General features: G+C 66.0%; 21 protein-coding genes. 17 read left to right on the top strand and 4 right to left on the bottom strand.

Annotated elements, in window-relative coordinates:
* Positions 1-58 precede the first annotated feature (58 nt).
* Together comJ and NYE40_RS10030 are read right to left on the bottom strand one after the other, a co-directional pair.
* Entirely contained in the window at positions 59-544 is a 486-nt protein-coding gene (gene comJ, locus NYE40_RS10025; protein WP_153783426.1) for a competence protein ComJ, read from the bottom strand.
* 87 nt (positions 545-631) lie between these two features.
* Positions 632-1,027, bottom strand: a complete 396-nt coding sequence (locus tag NYE40_RS10030; RefSeq protein ID WP_028599611.1) for a NucA/NucB deoxyribonuclease domain-containing protein — start codon at positions 1,025-1,027, stop codon at positions 632-634.
* Between the two features lie 278 nt (positions 1,028-1,305).
* On the opposite strand from NYE40_RS10030, the gene NYE40_RS10035 reads away from it, so the two are divergent.
* Positions 1,306-2,778: a HAMP domain-containing sensor histidine kinase gene (locus NYE40_RS10035; RefSeq protein ID WP_164820099.1), complete on the top strand. Its 1,473-nt coding sequence runs from the start codon at positions 1,306-1,308 to the stop codon at positions 2,776-2,778.
* Positions 2,779-2,812: 34 nt separating this feature from the next.
* On the opposite strand, the gene NYE40_RS10040 is transcribed toward NYE40_RS10035, so the two are convergent.
* On the bottom strand, positions 2,813-3,436 hold the full coding sequence (locus NYE40_RS10040) for a response regulator transcription factor (protein WP_339279854.1): 624 nt from the start codon (positions 3,434-3,436) through the stop codon (positions 2,813-2,815).
* A gap of 300 nt (positions 3,437-3,736) precedes the next feature.
* Here NYE40_RS10040 and NYE40_RS10045 point away from each other — a divergent pair, with 300 nt between their 5' ends.
* From NYE40_RS10045 to NYE40_RS10120, 16 genes are all read left to right on the top strand, one after another.
* A complete protein-coding gene (locus tag NYE40_RS10045; protein ID WP_028599614.1) occupies positions 3,737-4,063 on the top strand; it encodes a hypothetical protein in 327 nt (108 codons plus the stop codon).
* A gap of 43 nt (positions 4,064-4,106) precedes the next feature.
* Positions 4,107-5,174, top strand: coding sequence for a phage tail sheath subtilisin-like domain-containing protein (locus tag NYE40_RS10050; protein ID WP_043111535.1), 1,068 nt, complete (start codon positions 4,107-4,109; stop codon positions 5,172-5,174).
* Positions 5,175-5,207: 33 nt separating this feature from the next.
* A complete protein-coding gene (locus NYE40_RS10055) occupies positions 5,208-5,648 on the top strand; it encodes a phage tail tube protein (protein WP_028599616.1) in 441 nt (146 codons plus the stop codon).
* Entirely contained in the window at positions 5,649-6,065 is a 417-nt protein-coding gene (locus tag NYE40_RS10060; RefSeq protein ID WP_052333400.1) for a hypothetical protein, read from the top strand.
* A 215-nt stretch (positions 6,066-6,280) separates the two neighbouring features.
* Entirely contained in the window at positions 6,281-8,476 is a 2,196-nt protein-coding gene (locus NYE40_RS10065; RefSeq protein ID WP_028599618.1) for a hypothetical protein, read from the top strand.
* Positions 8,473-9,105, top strand: a complete 633-nt coding sequence (locus NYE40_RS10070) for a LysM peptidoglycan-binding domain-containing protein (RefSeq protein WP_028599619.1) — start codon at positions 8,473-8,475, stop codon at positions 9,103-9,105. The genes NYE40_RS10065 and NYE40_RS10070 overlap by 4 nt, the downstream gene beginning before the upstream one ends.
* Positions 9,102-10,085 (top strand): hypothetical protein, encoded by a 984-nt coding sequence (locus tag NYE40_RS10075; protein WP_043111536.1) that lies wholly within the window; start codon positions 9,102-9,104, stop codon positions 10,083-10,085. The genes NYE40_RS10070 and NYE40_RS10075 overlap by 4 nt, the downstream gene beginning before the upstream one ends.
* A gap of 40 nt (positions 10,086-10,125) precedes the next feature.
* On the top strand, positions 10,126-10,575 hold the full coding sequence (locus tag NYE40_RS10080) for a DUF2577 domain-containing protein (protein ID WP_153783427.1): 450 nt from the start codon (positions 10,126-10,128) through the stop codon (positions 10,573-10,575).
* Positions 10,575-10,994: a DUF2634 domain-containing protein gene (locus NYE40_RS10085; RefSeq protein WP_153783428.1), complete on the top strand. Its 420-nt coding sequence runs from the start codon at positions 10,575-10,577 to the stop codon at positions 10,992-10,994. Before NYE40_RS10080 ends, NYE40_RS10085 begins: the two co-directional genes overlap by 1 nt.
* The gene (locus NYE40_RS10090; RefSeq protein WP_153783429.1) at positions 10,987-12,051 is read left to right on the top strand and encodes a baseplate J/gp47 family protein; all 1,065 of its coding nucleotides are present in this window, start codon (positions 10,987-10,989) and stop codon (positions 12,049-12,051) included. The genes NYE40_RS10085 and NYE40_RS10090 overlap by 8 nt, the downstream gene beginning before the upstream one ends.
* Entirely contained in the window at positions 12,041-12,616 is a 576-nt protein-coding gene (locus NYE40_RS10095) for a putative phage tail protein (RefSeq protein ID WP_153783430.1), read from the top strand. The genes NYE40_RS10090 and NYE40_RS10095 overlap by 11 nt, the downstream gene beginning before the upstream one ends.
* Before the next feature lie 6 nt (positions 12,617-12,622).
* Positions 12,623-13,957 carry a discoidin domain-containing protein gene (locus NYE40_RS10100; RefSeq protein WP_339279855.1) on the top strand — a complete coding sequence of 445 codons (1,335 nt, stop codon included), beginning with the start codon at positions 12,623-12,625 and terminating at the stop codon, positions 13,955-13,957.
* Positions 13,950-14,396, top strand: a complete 447-nt coding sequence (locus tag NYE40_RS10105; RefSeq protein WP_028599625.1) for a hypothetical protein — start codon at positions 13,950-13,952, stop codon at positions 14,394-14,396. The genes NYE40_RS10100 and NYE40_RS10105 overlap by 8 nt, the downstream gene beginning before the upstream one ends.
* A complete protein-coding gene (locus tag NYE40_RS10110; protein ID WP_028599626.1) occupies positions 14,386-14,886 on the top strand; it encodes a hypothetical protein in 501 nt (166 codons plus the stop codon). The genes NYE40_RS10105 and NYE40_RS10110 overlap by 11 nt, the downstream gene beginning before the upstream one ends.
* Positions 14,883-15,743, top strand: a complete 861-nt coding sequence (locus NYE40_RS10115) for a C39 family peptidase (RefSeq protein ID WP_052333401.1) — start codon at positions 14,883-14,885, stop codon at positions 15,741-15,743. Before NYE40_RS10110 ends, NYE40_RS10115 begins: the two co-directional genes overlap by 4 nt.
* Before the next feature lie 102 nt (positions 15,744-15,845).
* Positions 15,846-17,810, top strand: coding sequence for a PAS domain-containing hybrid sensor histidine kinase/response regulator (locus tag NYE40_RS10120; protein ID WP_052333402.1), 1,965 nt, complete (start codon positions 15,846-15,848; stop codon positions 17,808-17,810).
* A 128-nt stretch (positions 17,811-17,938) separates the two neighbouring features.
* Here NYE40_RS10120 and NYE40_RS10125 read toward each other — a convergent pair whose 3' ends face one another.
* Complete coding sequence (locus NYE40_RS10125) at positions 17,939-19,171, bottom strand: aminopeptidase (RefSeq protein ID WP_028599628.1); 1,233 nt, start codon at positions 19,169-19,171, stop codon at positions 17,939-17,941.
* Positions 19,172-19,195: the final 24 nt, after the last annotated feature.

Consider the following 19,195-nt stretch of genomic DNA (forward strand, 5'->3'; position numbering starts at 1 on the left):
GCATCCGTGAAAAAGCCTGGCCGCATCCGTGCATGCACGGATGCGGCCAGGCTCATGTTCAAACGGCCGCCTCCGCGGCCAGGACCAGCTCGGCAGGCGGGTCGAGCTCCTCGTCCTGCCGGACGATGCGAGCCGCCGGCGACTCCGCCGGGGCGAAGGCGAGCCGATAGCGGCCGGGGCCATCGCCGCCGCCCGCCGGCTCGAACGCTTCGAACTGAAGCTCGTACAAGCCGGCGGGCAGCTCGGCCGCCAGCGTCCCCGACAGGATGCTGCTGACCGCGATGCCGCTGCCGTCCGCGCGGAACGGCACGACGATGACGCGGACCGCGTCGGCTGCCGGCTCGGGCAGCCTCTCGTCAAGCTCCAGCTCGACGAGGCTGCGGACATCGCCGAGCGTGCCGAACGAGACGCTGCCCTCGCGCCAGGCAAAGCCTTGGCCGACATGCTCGTCCGTCCAGTCGGAATAAGGATGCTCCTCGCTGCGGTTGTACGCCGCGAGCTGAGAGTAGGATACGAGCAGCTCGGTGGTGCCCAATCGGGTCATGCGGCATCACTCCTTTTTCAACCGGTTGAATGCGCCGGAATCGGGTAGCTTCAGTATAGCCGATCCGCCGGACGCGGAGAAGGCTCGTCAGCTGCCGTAGGACATGACAAACTTGATCCGCTTGCCGTTCGCGTACGAGGAAAGCTGGTTGCCGACCCATGCCCCTGCGCCGCGGTTGTCGGAGGACGGCACGTAGCGCACGTCCGCGCCTGCACCGCCTTCGTCGCACATCGCCATCGGCCATTCGTCGCGGTCGTAGCCGCTTTTGGTCGGGATGCCCTTGAGCGACTCCTTGCGGTTCGCGTCCGCGCCGGCCCGATCGATCGTGCAGATCGCCGAATGCCCGTCCGCGATCGCGTCGCGGATATGATCGCCGGTCAGCGGGTAGCGGTCGAACGGAAAATAAATGACGGCGTCATAGCCGGCTGCCGCCTCGGTCCGGACGGAAGCGCCCGGAAACAGCGCCGCCATAAAGGCGAGCATCGCGACAAGTCCCCAGCCAAGCTTGCGTTTCCACATAAAAATCCCTCCCAGTCGAATTGGAATCATCCGCGGCGGCTGAGGACTGAACATCGGTTTAACCGCGCCTGAACGTTCGCTCAAGAGTATAGAGGGCAAAGGCCGGATTGTACATTTAACATTGTGTAAAAACCGCCGCTGTCCGTGCCTATGACTTTAGGCCCATCCCTGCTGGCGGCGCGCTGCCGTATAATCGGAGCGAAAGGAATCGGGCTTTTTGGCCAGCAATGGAGGACGCTAGCTTGACGATCCTGTATCTGTTCATGTTCCTGTCGCTATGGACGCTGGGACTGACGTTCCTTGCCTTCAACTTCCGCCGCAATTTCTGGATCGCGCTGACGATGCTGAGCGGCGGCATGTCCAGCTGCGCCTTCTCCATCCATCTGACGATCCTTCCGCGCCTCCAGCCGCTCGGCTGGCTGACGCCGGACGTCGAGACGATCCTCTATCAGGCGAGCGTCTTCATGATGACCGTCTATCTGTACCTTTTTCCCGCGATCACCTCGCTCGGCGCGCTCTGGATGGGCGGCATCGAGTCCCGCCGCGCGCGTCACCTGCTTGCGTCCGCGCTGCTGCTGCCCGCCGTCCTGAACCTGCTGCGCCATCTCGAGCGGGAGCCGTGGAACGTCTTCGCCTTCGAGGAGCAGCGCCTGCTTGTCGGCTTCTATCTCGCTGCGGCCGTGTTTTTCTTCTTCCTCGCCTACTGGCGGGACGGCAGCATGTACAGCCTGAGCAACAAGAAACGCGTCGCCTGGCTGTTCTCCGCGGCGGTCGTCTGGGCGTACGTGACCGACTTCCTCGGCATGAAGCGGCTGGAGCTCCGCATGTGGGATTTCCGCCTGGAAAGCAACAACCTGTGGCAGCTGAACGTCATCATGATTTTCAGCCTCGTCGGGGCCATCCTGTACCAGCTCATCCGCAACGGCTTCCTCGGCATCAAGCTGCGCATCGAGCGCGAGCGCCGCAGCTACTCGCTGCGCGCGATCACGATGGGCGTGTCGATCCTGAACCACTCGATCAAGAACGAGATTCAAAAAATCGACTACTTGACGGAAAAGGCGGCCGGACAGCTGGAAAACGGGGAGGCGGAGCGGTCGAAGGAATCGCTGCGGCAGATCGGCGGCGTCACCTCGCATCTGCTCTCCATGGTGGAGAGCATCCGTGAAAAGTCGGACGAGATCGTCCTGCGCGAAGCCGCCGTCGATGTGCGGGAAATGCTGGAGGGCGCGCTCGGGCCGATGCGGCCTCAGCTGGCAGGTCGCGGGACGAGGCTCGAGTCGAGCGTGGAGGACGGGGAGCTGAGAGGCGATCGGATGCATCTGCTGGAGACGGTGTCGAACCTGCTGCAAAATGCCGCCGATGCGGCGAAGGGCAAGGAAGGGACCATCTCGGTGCGCGCCTTTTCGACGCGCAAGCGGTTCATCGTCGAGGTGCGCGACGACGGCGCGGGCATCGATCCCGAGCATGCGCCGCGCATCATGGAGCCGTTCTACACGACCAAAAGAAACGCGTCCAACCACGGGCTGGGCCTGTCCTATTGCGCGCAGGTCGCCCAGAAGCACGGCGGAGCGATCGTCTTTCCGCCTGTCGAGCCGGGCAGCGGGACGATCGTGCAGCTGCAGCTGCCGGCATCCCGATTCCGCGCGAGGCCGCCGCTCGCCGCCGCGGAGCAGGCGCGGCATGCCTCCTCGCCGTCCGCCGCAAGCGAGGGCTGACGCCGCAAGCCTGCGCCAGCCGGCATGCGCGGGCTCAATCATGCTCGTCGTCCGCCGCGCGCGAGGGCTGATGGAGCCGGAACGGCAGCAGCTTGCTGCGGATGCTTTTGATCTGGGACTTGATCGTATGGGCGGACTTGTACAGCCGGTCGGAAATCTGCTGCCGGCTCAGCCCCGCCCGACGCAGCTCGTACACCTCGCGCTCGGTCGGCGTCAGCTCCATCAGCTGCAGCTCGGCCCGCATCGCGCCGGCTGCGTCCGCGTGGATCTGCGCGGCGCCCGCGGCGGCTTCCCGGATCGCGCGGACGATATCCTTGCAGCTCTGCTTGGTCATATAGTTCACCGCTCCGAGCTGCAGCGATTTCAGGATGATCGAGCTTTCCTTGAGCGACGTCAGCATGATGACCTTGACGTCGCGCTCGCCTAGAATCGGCCACAGCTCCTGCACCGCCTCCAGTCCGTCGAGCTTGTTGCCCGACAGATTGATGTCCATCAGCACCACGTCCAGAGCCCTGTCAAGCGCTGCCGCTTGCAGGGCTTCTTCTTTGCTTCCGCAGACGGCGGCGACCTCGATATCCGCTTCGGCGGCCAGATCGGAGCTGATGTTTTCCTGCCAGAACGGATCGTCCTCCACCAGCATGACGCGTATGCGGCGCATGCGGACCGCCTCCTCCGAGCCTGTTTTTCATGGAGTATATCAAGTCCCGCCTCAGCTGAACAGGGCGAACTTCCATCATCCCCCCGCTGAACATCCGTTCCGAGGCCGGGTGATAAAAGTTCATCCTCCCCCGTCCCCCCTCGGCGCTCCTATAATCCAGGTTGTGCCCGAAAGGAGGAGAGAGCGATCACGATCACGGCGGACATCGAGGCCATCTGCGCCTGGATCAAGGGGCTTGAGCCGAATGCGGCGATCAGCCGGCACGAGCCTCCGGCCGAGCCGGCTCACGGAGACTGGACGGTGGCGCTGCTGGCGGAAGAGCGGCGGCTCGACATGGCGCATGCCGTCGCGGCGGAGCGCAGCTATGCCGTCGCCTGCTACCGCTCGAGCGCCGGGGAGGCGGTGCTGGCGCTCGAGGCGCTGATCGCCTCGCCGAGGCCGGCGTCCGGTGAGGAAGCGACCGTCGTGCGCGGGCTGGCCTTGGCGAGGCTCGGACAGTCGGAGCGGCTCGAAGGCGGCCTGCATCGCTGCAGCTGCCAGCTGCAGGGCACCGTGCGCGAGCGGCTGGAGCTGCCGGCAGCTCCGAAAATGAAGAAGCTTCATCTGAACGACAGCCGGGAAGGCTGAGCAGCACCGAACAAGCAAATCGAAGGAAAAGGTGGCGACGAACATGGGCGGTACATGGGATACGACGAGCCTGCCGGCGCGTCCGGGACTGTACATCAATTTCGTGAACGCGGCGGCAGCTGTAATCAAGGGAGGAGCGCGCGGCACGGTGGCGCTGCCGCTGCTGAAATACGGCACGGCGGCAAAGGAGAAGTTCTACACGATCGAAAAGCCGGCCGAGGCGGTCGAGCTGTTCGGCGAGGCGGATGCGGCTCCGGTGCTGCTCGTCCTGCAAGGAGGGGCGCGCGAGGTTCTCGTGTACACGATGACGCCGCCGACGGGCGAGGGCGACGCGCTCAAGGCGTCCCGGGCGAAAAGCTTCCTCTCGATGCGCGACCAGCTGGAGGCGAGGCCGTTCAACGTCTTTGTCTATCCGGCCGAGGTGGAGGCGTCGGAGGTCGATCTGACGCTGGCGTGGATCAAAAGCAGCCGCAAGGACGGCAAGCACTTCCTCGCCGTATTCGGCGGCACGAGGGACGAGGACAAGGACCCGGCGCTCGGCAATGCCCGCAGCGTCAAGCTGAAGGACGACTACGCGGTCAATCTGATCACCGGCGCGGAGGCGGGCGGCAAGTCCTACTCCTCGGGCGAATACGCGCCGTATGTCGCCGGTCTGATCGCCGGCACCGGCATCAACAAGTCGATCACGTACGCCCAGGTGTCCGCGACCGACGCGCTGCGGCGGCTCAAGAACAGCGAGATCGCGGCCGCGCTCGAAAAAGGCTCGCTCGCGCTCGTCCATGACGGAGAGAAGGTCAAGGTCGAGCAGGGGCTCGTGACGAGCGGAGCCAAGATCCGCACGATCCGGGCGCGGCAGGCGGTCGCGACGGACATTCCAAAAACGGCGGCGGACAGCTACATCGGCAAGCTCGACAACAACGCCGACGGCCAGGCGGCGCTCATCTCCGCCGTGAAGGCGTACCTTGAGCGGCTGGAGCTGGCCAGCGTGCTGACGGACATCGAGGCCGGACTCGATCCGGAGCGCAAGTCCGAGGGCGACAACGTCTACCTGCGCATCGCCTACACGGAGATCGACAGCATGGAACGCATTTTCCTGACCATCGAGGTCTGAGGCAACCGAACCCAAGAGGAGGCATGAGATCGAATGCTGGATCCGACACGCGTCATCAACGGCGCTTACGGCTACGTGTACCATGACAGCAAGTGGCTGACGAACATCAAGTCCGCGGAAGCGAACGTGGAGATCTCCAAGGAAGAAGTGAAGCGCGCCGGAACGCGCTGGACCGCCCACAAGGTGACCGGACTGAGCGGCACCGGCACGATCAGCGGCTACAAGGTGACGTCCGAGTTCGTGGAGCTGATCGGCTCGATCGCCGACGACAAGAAGGGCAGCTTCATCACGGAGCTGATCCTCAAGCTGGAGGATCCCGAGTCGTACGGCGCTTACCGCGTCCGCTTGAAGGGCGTGACGTTCGACAAGATCCCGCTGCTGCACTACGAGGTCGGGTCGCTCGTCGAGGAGGAGCTGCCGTTCAGCTTCACCGGCTACGAGCTGCTCGACAAGCTCGCCGCGGAAGAAGCCTAGATGAATAACGGAGGTGAGACGTTCATGAGCGACAACCGCCAGACGGCCGTCCTGCACGCGCTGCTGAGCGCCGACACGAGGCCGCAGAAGGACATCCCGATGAAGAGGTTGGGCGTGGACTTCACGATCCAGGCGCTCGACGGCAAGACGATCAGCCGCATCCAGGAGCAGTGCACGCACTTCGCGGGCAAAGGCAGCAAGCGGGAGAAAATCCTCGACGAGGAGCAGTTCGGCGCCCTCGTCATCCAAAAGTCATGCGTCGTGCCGGACTGGACCGCGCGCGAGCTGACGGAAAAATACGGCACTCCGGCCGACGCGATCATGGGGCTGCTGCTGGCGGGCGAGATCGCGAGGCTTTCCTCCGAGATATTGGAGATCAGCGGCTTCGACAGCGACGAGGAAGAAGTAAAAAACTGATCCGGGCGGGCGGCGAGCCCTTCCTGCTCCATCTGATCTTCCAGCGCCACGGCATCGCGCCGGACGAGGTGTACAACAAGGAGGAGCGCTTCAAGCGCTTCATGTACGCCTCGATGATGCTGCAGCTGGAGGAAGAGGAGAAGGCGCGGAAGGCGAGCGAGCGGGCGGCCGCCCGCAGGTAGGATTCGGTCGATCGAAAGGAGGCGCGGGCGGATATGAGCACAGGAGGCGCTGCGCCCGGACCGTCCCAGAACGCCGCGCTGGAGCAGTTCTCGCGGCTGATGGATAAGATTCGCCGTCAGATGGAGCAGCTGTCCAAGTTGGACCCGTTGGGAGCGGCCGGGCGGAGCATAGCAGAGAAGCAGAAGCAGGCCAAGGATTTCCTCGAACAGATGAGAAAAGTCCGGAAGGATGCGGGCGATCAGATCAAGGCGCTCGGAAGGGAAGCCGCGGCAGGCACGGCCAAAGCCGCAAATGCCGCCGGCAATGTCGTGAGAGCCGCGGGAAGCGCATCGGCGAAGGCGGTCGGCAATGCCGCGAAGGCGGTCGGCAATGCCTCGGCGAGGGCGTCGAAAAGCATCGTCAAGGGAGGCATCCGCTTCGCGTTCAAGGAAAGGTCGATCGCTCCGCTGACCGGCATGATGAAGTCGGGGTGGGGAGGCGCGAAGGCGCTGGGAGGCAGAGCCAGGAGCTGGGCAGGCCAGAAATGGATGGACTCGACGAAGCCGGTCCGGGAAGGATGGGGCAAGGCGAAGGACGCTGTCTCGCAGGCGGCGGCTCCGGCAAGAGCGTATTTGGCCGAGCATAGCCGGCCGATGCGCGAGCGCTGGGCGGGCTACAAAAATCGCGGCGTGACGGCGGTCAAGTCGTATGCTCAAGGGCTTCGCGAGAAGGGGAGGGGCGTGTACGAGCAGCACAAGGGTTTGGTCAAGGAGCATGGAGCGGCGGCGGCAGCGATGGCCGGAGGCGCGATTGTCGCGGTCGGAACGAAATCGCTGGAGGCGGCCGAAACATTCGGCAAGGCTTCTTCGATCCTGCGGGCGTCCGCCGGAGTGCCTGGCGAGCAGATGGGGGAGCTGCTGGAGTCTTTCCGCAAGGTCGGATCGCAAGTGCCGCAAAACCTGGACGAAGTCGCCAAGGCGATGGGCACGCTGCGCGGCAGCTTGCCGCTCACGGGCGCCGGACTGGAGAAGACGTCCAAGACGCTGCTGGACGCGTCTCGGCTGACAGGAGGGGACAGCGCCGCCATGGCGGAGTCGCTGGCCGGCATCATGAACAGTTGGGACGTCAAGCTTGGCGACAGCTCAGGGACGCTCGACAGGTTTTTCGCCGCGAGCCGGGCCGGAAAGACCGATATGGCCGCCCTGATGAAGGGCGTGAGCGATTCGGCCGGCTCGTTCCAGGAGATGGAGCTCGGACTCGATGCCTCGACGGCGCTGATGGCCAAGTGGCAAAAGGCAGGCATCAATCCGATCCAGGATGTGCTGAAAAAAGTGGAAGGCGGAACGATGCAGCTGCCGGAGGGAGGCTTCGAAATCATCGCCTCGCAGATCCGGCAAGCGGAGTCGATCGCCGAAGCGGCCAAACTGGCGATCGGCGTATTCGGCCAAGAGGCCGGCATCGACCTGGCGCTGGCGCTGCGCGGCAGCACCGACGGCTTCAAAGGCATGCTCGGCTCGATGAGCGAGGCGAGCGGCAGCATCTCGGCGCAGTCGCAGCAGCTGCAAAGCTTCGGCGACGGCTGGGGCGCGCTGCAGAACCGGGTCACGATCGCGCTGGCGCCGCTCGGCGAGGCGCTGCTGCCGCTTGGCGAAGGCATCGTCACCGTCATGGAGGTGTTCGCGCGCAACGCGGATATTCTCGGCATCTCGGCGGCTGTCATGGCCGGGATTCTCATCGGCGTCTTCGCGCCGTCGCTGCTCGCTTCGGCCGCGGCCGCCTGGGCGGTGGCGGCGCCGATCCTGGCGATCCTCGCTCCCGTGCTGCTCGTCGGAGCGGCGGTCGCAGGACTGGCCTATCTGTTCAAGTATCATTTCGATGACATCAAGAAGTATTTCAACGACTTTGTCGGCGGCATTCTGGAAAAGTGGAACAAGGTCAAAGGCTTCCTCGGCCTCGGGGAGGACGCGACCGTCACGGTGGCGGCCGCCGGACCTGCCGGCGCGGCCGCCCTGCCCGGCCATTACCATGGCCTCGGCTACGTGCCGTACGACGGCATGGTCGCGCGCCTGCACAAGGGCGAGCGCGTGCTGAGCGCGCAGGAGAACCGCGAGCTGTCCGGAGGAGGAGCCGCCGGGCTGGCGGTGACGGTGACGGGCAATACGTTCCACGTCCGCCAGGAAAGCGACATCGACGGCATCGCCCGCGCGCTCGCGCGTGAAATCCGCGCCGCGGGAGGGCTGATGGGATGAGCGGCATGCAATTTTGGCTGACGCCGGACGGCGGAGGCAAGCGGCTGCGGCTGCCGGTCAATCCGGCCGTCCTGTCGGTGAAGCTGTCGCAGGGCTACCAGGACCTCTCGGTCGTGGCGCTCGGCGAGCGTACCGTATTCGGCGAAGCGGGCCTCAGCGAGTTTGCGATCTCCTCCTTTTTCCCCCGCGACTATCATCCTGGCTACTGCGAGCATATGGAGTTCGAGCCGCCCTGGAGCTGCGTCCAGCTCGTGGAGGGCTGGATGCGGGCCCGCAAGCCGGTGACGTTCGACATCACGGGCACGACGGTCGAGGGCGTGCCGACGACGATCCGCTCGTTCTCCTACGAGGAGCGGGCCGGCAGCCCCGGCGACCTCTATTATGAGCTCGCGCTCAAGCAGTACCGCCCGGTGCAGGCGGAGCCGGCCGCAGAGCAGGAGCGCAAGGACGGCTCGCCCACGCCGCCGGCGTTCTATGTCGTCGTCGCCGGCGACAGCCTGTGGAAGATCGCCCAGCGGATCTGGGGCGACGGCGACCGCTGGCGGGAGCTGCATGCGGCCAACCAGGCCGCCATCGGCAAGGATCCGAACCGGCTGAAGGTCGGGCTCAAGCTGGCGGTGCCGGCATGAGCTGGACGCTGACGCATGTGCGGCGCGGCGGCGAGGAGCTGGATCTGAGCGCGATGTGCATGTCGATCCGCTGGTCGGGCGATGTCAAGCAGGCGGCGCGCAAGCTCGTCGTCGAGCTGGTCAACACGGCCGACGGCCGCAGCCGGCTGGCTGAGATCGACAAGGGCGGCGAGCTGCGGCTCGCGGGCGAGTCGGGCGCGGAGCTTTTTCGCGGCGTCGTGTTCGCGGACTCGATCGACTCCGGCGGCCGCATGTCGGCGACGGCGTACGACGAGAACATCTACCTGACCAAAACGAAGGACTCGCGTCTGTTCCGCCGCATGACCGCGGACGGCATCATCCGCCAGCTGTGCGGCGAGTTCGGCGTGCCTGTCGGCGAGCTCGCCTCGACCGGCTTCGTCATTCCGAAGCTGATCCAGCGCGACAAGACGCTGTACGAGATGATGACGAAGGCGCTCGAGATGACGGAAGAGCAGAACGGACGCCGGTTCGAGCTTGGCTCGCGGGAAGGCCGGGTCGAGCTGCGGGAGCGCAGCGCGCAGCTCGTGCCGTGGCGCATCGAGGCGGGGCGGAATTTGCTGTCGGCGTCCTGCTCGCAGTCGATGGAGGAGATGAAGACGCAGGTGAAGGTGATGGGCCTCGACCCGCAGCGCACGGAGCAGGCCGTCGTCGTCCGCAGCGCCGAGCTCGCGGAGCGGTTCGGCGTCATGCAGCATTTCGTCAAGCCGAGCGCGGCGATGAGCCGCTCGATGATGCAGCAGCAGGCCGACGAGCTGCTGCGGCAGCTGGCGACGTTTGCCGACGAGGCCAGAATCGAGGCGCTCGGCATCGAGGAAGCGGTCTCGGGCGCGGTCGTCAAGGTCGAGGAGCGGCTGAGCGGCATCGTCGGCCGGTATGCGATCACCGCCGACGAGCATTCGTACGAGGGCGGCGCGCATCGCATGGCGCTGACGCTGACAGCGATGGAGGAAGCGGACTGAGGATGAAGACGCGCCGTACAACGGACAGGAGGGAAGCAGCATGGACAGAGCAGAAGGTTCGGGCGCGAGCCAGCTCGTGCAGCTCATGCGGAGCATCGGCTGGAACGCGGATACGACGATCGAGCTCGGCACCGTCGTCGCGGAGCCTCCCGAGCTGAAGATCCGGCTCGACCATACGGAGCTGGTGCTGGAGAAGGACGATCTCGTCGTCGCCGAGAGGCTGACGAGCCACATGCGCAAGGTAAAGGTGGACGCGGAGAAAGTCATGAGCGCAAGCGCGGGCTTGTCGCCCTCCTCGGCAACGCTGGTGACATCGGGAGGGACGCTTACGATTACGACGCAGAAATTGGAGATGCAAGCGGGCGACTTCGCGCTTTCGGACGCCGAGCTCACCTACATCGACGAGCTCAAGCCGGGCGAGCGCGTCATCGTCGCCGGCGTGCAGCAGGGCCAGCTGTACCTCGTCCTCGATCGGGCGGTGACGTACTGATGGCGCTGTCGCCGCTGAAGCCGCGAAGCTCGGCCGCATCCGCCGCGCCGCCGGCGCCGCGTCCGTCCCGGACGTACGCGCTCGACTTCGCTGGCGGACAGCTCGAGAACCGGCTGATCGACGGGGAGGAGGCGCTGCGTCAGGCGGTCGAGAAGGCGCTGCGGACGGCGCGCTTCCGCTATCTCGCCTGCGACTGGAGCTACGGCTCCGAGCTCGAGCGCCTGATCGGCGAGGACTTGACGCCGGAGCTGATGCGCAGCGAGGTTCCGCGCGTCATCCGGGAAGCGCTGCTCGCGGACGACCGGGTGCTGGACGTGGTGGATTTTGCCCTGGACAGCCAGGGAGACCGGCTGAGCGCCCGCTTCGCGGTCGTCCACAAGGACGGATTATTGCAGCAGGAGGTGACGCTGCTTGTTTGAGCAGCATACGAAGCAAGCGATTCTGGAGCGGATGCTGGCGGCCGTGCCGCCGGAGCTCGACCGCCGGCCGGGGTCGGTCGTCCACGACATGCTGTCGCCGGCGGCGATCGAGCTGGCCCAGCTCTACATTCGGCTCGGCCAGACGCTGGACTGGGGGTTCGCCGGACCGCAGCAGCCGGGTCCGTATCTCGATCTGCGCGCCGCCGAGATGGGACTGGCGCGCAAGCCCGGCACGAAAAGCTCCGGCGAGCTGCTGTTCGCCGGAGCCGCGGGCACCCGCATCCGCGAGGGAACGATCGCCTCGCTGCCGGACGGGACGGTCTCGTTCGCGACCCGCGAGGCGGCGACCATCGGGGAAGGCAAGCAGATCCTCGTCCGCGCGGTCTCCTCGGAGCCGGGCGCGGCCGGCAACGTGCAGCCGGGCTCGATCAGCCGCGTGCTGGGCGATCTGGCCGGCATCGTCGCCGTCAGCAATCCGAAGGCGTTCGCCGGCGGGGCGGATGAAGAGAGCGACGCGTCGCTGCTGCAGCGGTACTATGACCGCGTCCGCACGCCAGCCACGAGCGGCAACGCCGGCCATTACCGCCAGTGGGCGCTGGAGGTGGAAGGCATCGGCGACGTCAAGGTGTTCGAGGTGTGGCAAGGGGGCGGCACGGTCAAGCTGTCGCTGCTCGGCCCAGACGGAACGCCGGCCAAGCCGGACAAGGTCGATCTGGCGCGGGCAGCGATCGAGGCGCGCAGGCCGATCGGGGCCAAGGTGACGGTCGCTCCGGCGAAAGGAATCGAGATCGACGTCGCGGCGCAGCTGCGCTTCGTGCCGGGCGTGGAGCTCGAGCCGATCGTCGCCGAGTTCCGGCGGCGGCTGGCCGCCTATCTGGCCGGCCTCGCCTTTAAGAAGGACCGCGTGCCGTTCAACCGCATCGCCGGTATCCTGATCGGCATCGACGAGGTCGACGATTACGTCAGCCTGGCGATGAACGGCGGCAGCGCCGACATCGCGCTCGAGGCGGACATGGTGCCGGTCGCGGGAAAGGTCGAGATCGAGTATGACGTATAGCCTGGCGGAGCAGATGATGGGCATGCTGCCCAAGTATTACGAAGATGCGCTCGCCGCGATCGCGATCATCGAGCGCGAGGCGGCGGAGCTGGCGTTCGCCTCCGGCCAGCTGGACGAGGCGTTCCGCCAGTTTTTCCTCGAGACGGCGACATGGGGCTTGTCCCGCTGGGAAGAGGCCTGCGGCATCACCGCAAGCGGCAGCAAGCCGCTCGACCAGCGGCGCTCGCTGATCAAGTCGCGGCTGCGCGGAGCCGGCACGGTGACGCTCGCCGTCATCCGCAGCGTCGTCGATTCGTTCGAGAACGGCGAGATCTCGGTCGAGGAGAAGTTCGGCGACTGGAAGGTCGTCGTCACGTTCATCGGCAAGCGCGGCGTGCCGCCGAACCTGGCGGACGTGAAGTCGGCGGTGCGCGAGATTTTGCCGGCCCATCTGCTGCTGGAGTTCCAGTTCACCTATCTGCGATGGGAAGAGCTGGACGCGGCCGGACTGGACTGGAACGCGCTGGAGCGGCTCGGCTTCAGCTGGGACGCGCTTGAGGTGTGGAATCCTGTGGAAGGGAAGTGATCCGTCATGGCGCAGCTGCCTAGCGGACTCAAGACATTCGAGCCCTCGGACATCGTCCGCAGAGCGGCTCAAAATGAAAATATCGAAGCGCTGGACCGGTTCGTCGTCAAGACGAGCTCGGCCAACGTCGCCAAAAACAAACGCGCCGCCGCGACGGGCGGCGTGCTGATCGGCCTGCCGACCGCTCCGTGGTCTTCCGCGGCGGCCGGAGAGGGAGGCCGCTGGGCGCTGCCTGCCGGCTCCGTTTATCCGCTGTCGCTGACGGTCGATCTCGGCCTGCCTTGCGCCAAGCTGGAAGGGATCAGCTTTGGCGGATGGCCGGTCCAGAGCGCCGCCTCGCTGCCGAAGGACTTCATCGTCGAGGCGAGTCCGAACGGGACCGACTGGGTCAAGACCTACGATCATGCCGGCAAGCCGGCCTATTCGCCGCTGTCGTACCTGCCGTTCTCGGCGAACGCCGATTGCCGCTATGTCCGGCTGACGGTCAAGGCGGCCGCTGCCGCCGACGGCTCCGCTTCCGTCTCCTGCCTGAGCGTGTTCAGCTCGAGCCACGGCAACCGGGATCTCGACCCGCTCGACGACGAGCGCGGCTGGGGGCTAAATGCGCGGCTGCAAGGACTCGTCGTCATGAGCGAGGGCGGCATCGTCGACGACGGGGCGGGCAAGGTGACGCTCGACGGCACGCTCATCGTCATGAATCCGGCCTCGGGCAGCTACATCCGGGTGTCGCGGGGCACGTTCACGCTCGGCGCGTGGGATTATCTTTATATCGATCTGCCGTTTGGGACGGCAGGCGAGATCGCGGCTCAGAAGGGCGTCTATTTGGAAAACGGACGTCCTTACGACCATCGGAACCGGCTCGTGCTCGCGCAGCGCAACGGAGTCGGCCTGGTCCATTTCAACTTCGCGATCACCTCGCGGCTGGCGGGCAGCAACACGCTCGCCCAGCGCGCGCTGACGGCCGATTACGCGGCGGGGGCGGGCAATGCCACGAGCGCAGCCAACGCCGACAAGGTGGACGGCATCCATTTTTCCGCCGCGGGCGGCAAGCTGCAGTACAACGACGGAACGGGGTGGAAAGGCGTGGGAATCAAGCAGGTGCTGAGAGGCGAGACGTCGATCGCGAATCCGAGCGACTCCGTCAACGTGCCGATTCCGTGGATCGACCGCTCGAAAAGCTTTCTCCAAGTGACATCCACTTTATATCAGGTCAAAAGCGATGCCGGCACCTCGTCAGGCGTCTACGCCGTGCTGTTCAGCGAGCGGATCTATCTGTTCGCCGGAGGACTGCCTGCGGGCCGGACGGTTTTCATTTCCTGGGAGGTGATTGAATATGCCTAGCTATTACGCGCAAATCGCGGCGGACGGACGGGTCGTCGGGCGCTGCGATTTTCCGGAGCCGTTCGAGCACAGCTCGCTCGTGCCGTTGACGGAGGAGCAGTACGGACAGCCGGGCCTGCTGTTCGCCCGCTATGCGGACGGCGTCCTGGCGGGCACTGCGGCGCTGTTGACGGCCGACAAAGGAGAGCTGGCCGCGGACGGCGCGGATGCGATCCGGGTCATGCTGCTTGTCGGAGATTGGATGTCGCGGCTGGACGAGAGCTTCAGCGGCGTCGTGCCGGTGTCGGTGCAGGGCCAGACGCAGCCGGTGCAGGTCAGCGGCGGCACCGCGACGTTCATGGTGACGAGCCGCGAGCCCGGCGTGCTGCGGATCGCGACGCAGGGGCTCGATCGCAACGCGGAACTATTCGTAAAGGCGGTGAAGCCCGGTGAGCGATGACACGAAGCGCAAGCTCCGCAAAGAGGGCGCGGCGGCAGCGGGCGAGACGCCGGGCATCAACGGCCGCCAGGCAGGAGGCGCGGCAGCGGGCGAGCTGGGCGGCGGGCTGCTGGAAATCCGCAGCTCCGGCGCGGAGGCATGGGACTTGATGCGCCTGCCGGCAGCGGACTCGCTGCCGGTCGCGGCGAGCTTCGAGGTGTCGGCTCGCGCGGAGCGGCTGATGAGCGAGGAGCTGGCCGAGAGGACGCTCGCGCGAACCGGGAAGACGCCGTTCGAGCCGACGCTTCAGCTCGTCTGCGAAATGCTGCAGGACGTGCTGCTCGGCCAGCAGCTGCTGCTGGAGCGGTTGGAGCTTGCGGCGGGGGCGGGCACCGCCTTGGCCGCCGAGGCTGCGGGATGGATGTCCAGCCCGTATTTCGATTCCAGCTCGATTCGTCTGCCGGCCACGGGCGGCGATCCCCCTGCAGGCGGCGGGAGAGCGTCGTCATGAGCGGAGCGACGGCGTCGGGCTCGACGCCTGAATTCGGGGGACCGCTGTCGGCGGCGAGCGCTGCCGCGCCGAGCGCGGCGGTGCGGCTCGTCCAAGAGCGGCTTTCCGCGCTCGGCTACTCGGGCGCGGACGGGGCGCCGCTGAAGGCGGACGGCTGCTTCGGCCGGAATACGCTGCATGCGGTGAACCGCTTCAAGACGCGGAGCCGGCTCGGCAATGCGGGCAGCGCGGCCGGCGTCGTCGGACGCCAGACCTGGGAGGCGCTGTTCGCTTCCACGGCCGTCCGCGAGGAGCGCGTCTCGCGCGAACGGATCTATTACAGCCAGGAGGACCCGCGCTGGCGAAATGTGCCGTACACGATCGGGGGGAAGGAAACGATCGGCAGCTCCGGCTGCGGTCCGACCTGCATGGCGATGGCCGTCGCGAGCCTGACGCGCGCCAGGCCGCTGCCGACGGAGCTGGCGGCCTTTTCCGTCAAGGGCGGGCACCGGACGCGCGCTTCCGGCACGTCCTGGAGCTTCTTTCCGGCGGCAAGCCGCGAGTACGGCCTCGCCTGCAAGGCGACGGGCTCCATCGACGAGGCGCGCGCGGCGCTGCAGCGCGGCGATGTGGCCATCGCCTCGATGAAGCCGGGCCGATTCACGTCGGCGGGGCATTTCATTCTGCTGGCCGAGCCGGCGCGGACGGCGGCAGGGGAGCCGGGCTTCCTCGTCTTCGATCCCAATCCGGACAACCGGCTGTATCGCGGCGCGGTCGACGAGGGCGTGCCCGACGACGGCCGGGTGACGGCGCCGGAAGCGCTGCTGCGGCAGGAGGCCAAGCAGTTCTGGCTCTTGGCGGCCGTTCCGGCCGGCTGAGGGGGCTTGCCTGCCTTTTTTTTCAGATGAGGTGCGAGAGCCGGCCGATACGGTTAATATAGGGGGAGATCAAACCGACGGACCGGGAGTGGACATCAAATCATGGAAAAAAACGCAGCGCAGCGGAGCGGAGCGGGGGAGCGGACGCCAGCCCAGCCCAGCCGGGCCATGCTGGCCTCGGTCATCAGCCTCAGCCCCGTTCCCCTCCTTCTTTTCGATTCCGGCTTGAGCATCATGACGGTCAATCCGGCCTTTCTCCGCACCTTCGCCTGCACGGAGCAGGAGCTGACGGGCCTCGGAGCCGACGCGCTCGCGAGGCTCTGCTTTCCGGCGGACAGCCTCTGCAGGGCGGAGCTGGCCCGCATTCGTCAGCTGGAGCCGATCGATTGCGAGGAGGAGATGACGCTCCAAAGCGGCGAACGCCGCATGTTCCGCATCATCGGCTACGCGCTCGATGGAGAGGAAGGCGCGGGCGGAGGGTATCTGCTCAGCCTCGAGGACGTTTCCGAGCGCAAGCGGTTCGAGCTTCAGCTGCAGGAATCGGTCGAGCGGTATACCTCGCTCAAGAAATACAATCACGACGCGGTCATTTCCCTCGATCTGCAGGGGCGAGTGATCAACTACAACCAGGAGGCCGGCCGGATGCTCGGCATGCCGGTGGAGGAGCTCGCGGGCAAGGACTTCTCGCCGTACCTGCTCGTCGAGGAGATCGGGCCGATCCTTCGCCAGGCGAGCCAGGACACGGAAGCCGAGCGGCAGCTCAGCGGCATGCGGCATCGCAGCGGACGCGTGACGGAGATCCTCGCCTCGATCGCTCCGATCATCATCAACGGGACGATCAAGGGCTATTACCTGATCGCCAAGGACATGAGCGAGCAGAAGAAGCTGCTCATCGAAAAGGAAGCCGCCGAAGCGACGAACCGGGCCAAAAACGAATTCCTGACGATGATGAGCCACGAGATCCGCAATCCGATGAACGGCATCCTCGGGCTGACGCGCATGGTGCTCGACACGCCGCTCGAGGAAGAGGCCCGGCGCTATATCGAGCTGATCCGCAAGAGCAGCCATGCGCTGCTTCATATCGTCAACGACACGCTCGACTACACGCGGCTGGAGTCGGCCGGCGCCGAGGCCGCGGAGGAGCGTCCGTTCCGGCTTGCCGAGCTGCTCGACGAGATCGTCGCGATCCAGATGCCGATCGTCGTCCAAAAGGGGCTCAAGCTTGAAACGGCGATCTCCGCGGACGTGCCGGCGGAGCTGCTCGGGGATCGCGAAAAGCTCGGCAAGGTGCTGCTCAACCTGATCGGCAATGCCGTCAAGTTCACCGAGCGCGGGCAGATTCGGGCGGTCTTTTCGGCGGGCGGCGAGGATCGCGGCTCCAGGCTCATCGAATGCGAGGTATCCGATACCGGCATCGGCATTACGGAGACGGAGCAGCAGCAGCTGTTCCATCCGTTCCGCCGCATCGGCACCTATATGACTCGTACGGAGGAGGGAAGCGGTCTCGGCCTTGCCATCTCCCGCCGGCTGGTGGAGCTGATGGGCGGCACGATCGAGGTCGAGTCGGAGCCGGGCCAGGGCTCTCGCTTCCGCTTCCGCTTCGCCGCGAAGGCCGCCCGGGATCAGCCGCCGCACGCCCTGCCGGATGCGGCGATGGCCGCGCCCGAGCCGGACGGTCCGCTGCGCGTGCTGGTCGCGGAGGACAACGAGATCAATCAGCTCGTCATCCGCAAGATGCTCGAAAAGTCGGGCCATTCCGTCCGCGTCGTCGCGAACGGTGCCGAGGTGCTGGAGGCGCTGCAAGAGCCGGAGCCGTACGATCTGCTGCTGCTCGATATTCTGATGCCGGTGCTCGGCGGCTTCGAGACGATGGACGAGATCCGGGCGATGGGGCTCGCGCGCCCGCCGTATGTCGTCGCCGTGACGGCGAACGCGCTGCGCGGCGACCGGGAAGCCTGCCTCGCGGCGGGCATGGACGACTATCTCAGCAAGCCGATCCGGCGCGACAAGCTGGAGGAGGCCATCGACGCCTATCGCAGCTCGGCCAAGGCGCGGCAGCGAGGCTGAGCCGCGAGGCGCAAGCGTCCGCAATCATAAAAAACCCGGGAACGAACGGAGCGAGGTCCGTTTGTTCCCGGGTTTTTGCATGCGGCGACGCCTGTTCAGATCCGCTGGCGCGCTCGCAGATGCCTGGCTTAGAACGCCCAGTTGCCGGCGCGGAAGATCGGCTCTACGCTGCCGTCCTCGGCGATGCCGTCGATGTTCATGTCGGCGGAGCCGATCATGAAGTCGACATGCGTGATGCTCGTGTTCAGGCCGCGGGCGGCGAGCTCTTCCTGGGAAAGCCCTTTGCCGCCCTCGATGTTGAAGGCGTATGCGCTGCCGAGCGCCAGATGGTTCGAGGCGTTCTCGTCGAACAGCGTATTGTAGTACAGGATGTTCGAGCGGGAGATCGGGGAGTCGAACGGCACGAGCGCCACTTCGCCGATGCGGCGGGCGCCGGCATCCATCTCAAGCAGCCCTTCGAGCGTCTCCAGGCCGCGCTCGGCCTCGGCCTTGACGACGCTGCCGTTCTCGAACGTCAGCTTGAAGTTGTCGATGATGGTGCCGCCGTAGCTGAGCGGCTTGGTGCTCGAGACGTAGCCGTTCACGCCGTCCGCCTTGGCGGCGGTGAACACTTCCTCGGTCGGCAGGTTGGCGACGAACGGGATGCCGGCCTCGTTGACGCTGTCCGCCGCCACCCACAGATGGCCCTCCGGCAGCTCGATCGTCAGATCGGTTCCCGGCGCGGTGTAATGGAGCTTTTTGTACTTGCGCGCGTTCAGATGCTCGGAGCGGGAGTTCAGGCTCGCGATATGCTCCTCCCACGCCGCCACCGGATCGTCGAGATCGCAGCGGACGGCTTTGAGGATCGAGTTCCAAAGGCTTATGTACTGCTCTTCCTCGGTGGAGCCGGGGAATACCTTGGCCGCCCATGCCTTGGACGGAGCGGCGACGACGCACCAGCTGAACTTGTCGGACTGCGTCATCTGGCGGTAGGCCGCCATCGCTTTGCCGTACGTCTTCTGGTGGTTGACGATCCGCTGCTTGTCGATGCCCTTCAGCAGGTCGGGGTCGGAGGAGACGACGCTGATGGCGGCTCCGCCCTGCTCGCCGAGCTCGGTCATTTCGCCGGCGTACCATTTGGGCTCCTCGAGGAAAGCCTCGTCTGGAGCGAGCTCATAGCGGGTGCGGGCGATCGTATCGTCGGACCAGTTTACTTTGACGGAGTAGGCTCCTGCCTCGTATGCCTTGCGGACGAGTCCGCGCACCAGGTCGGCCGAGTCGAGCGTCGCGTTGATGGCGAGCTTCTGTCCGGGCTGGATGCGGACTCCGACCCGGATGATGAGATCGGCGTAGCGTTCGATTTGCTGCTGCAATTTGCTCAAGTGGTTCAGCCTCCATTCGCGTAT

The sequence above is a fragment of the Paenibacillus sp. FSL W8-1187 genome, from assembly GCF_037965485.1.
Classification (GTDB): Bacteria; Bacillota; Bacilli; order Paenibacillales; family Paenibacillaceae; genus Paenibacillus_O; species Paenibacillus_O pasadenensis.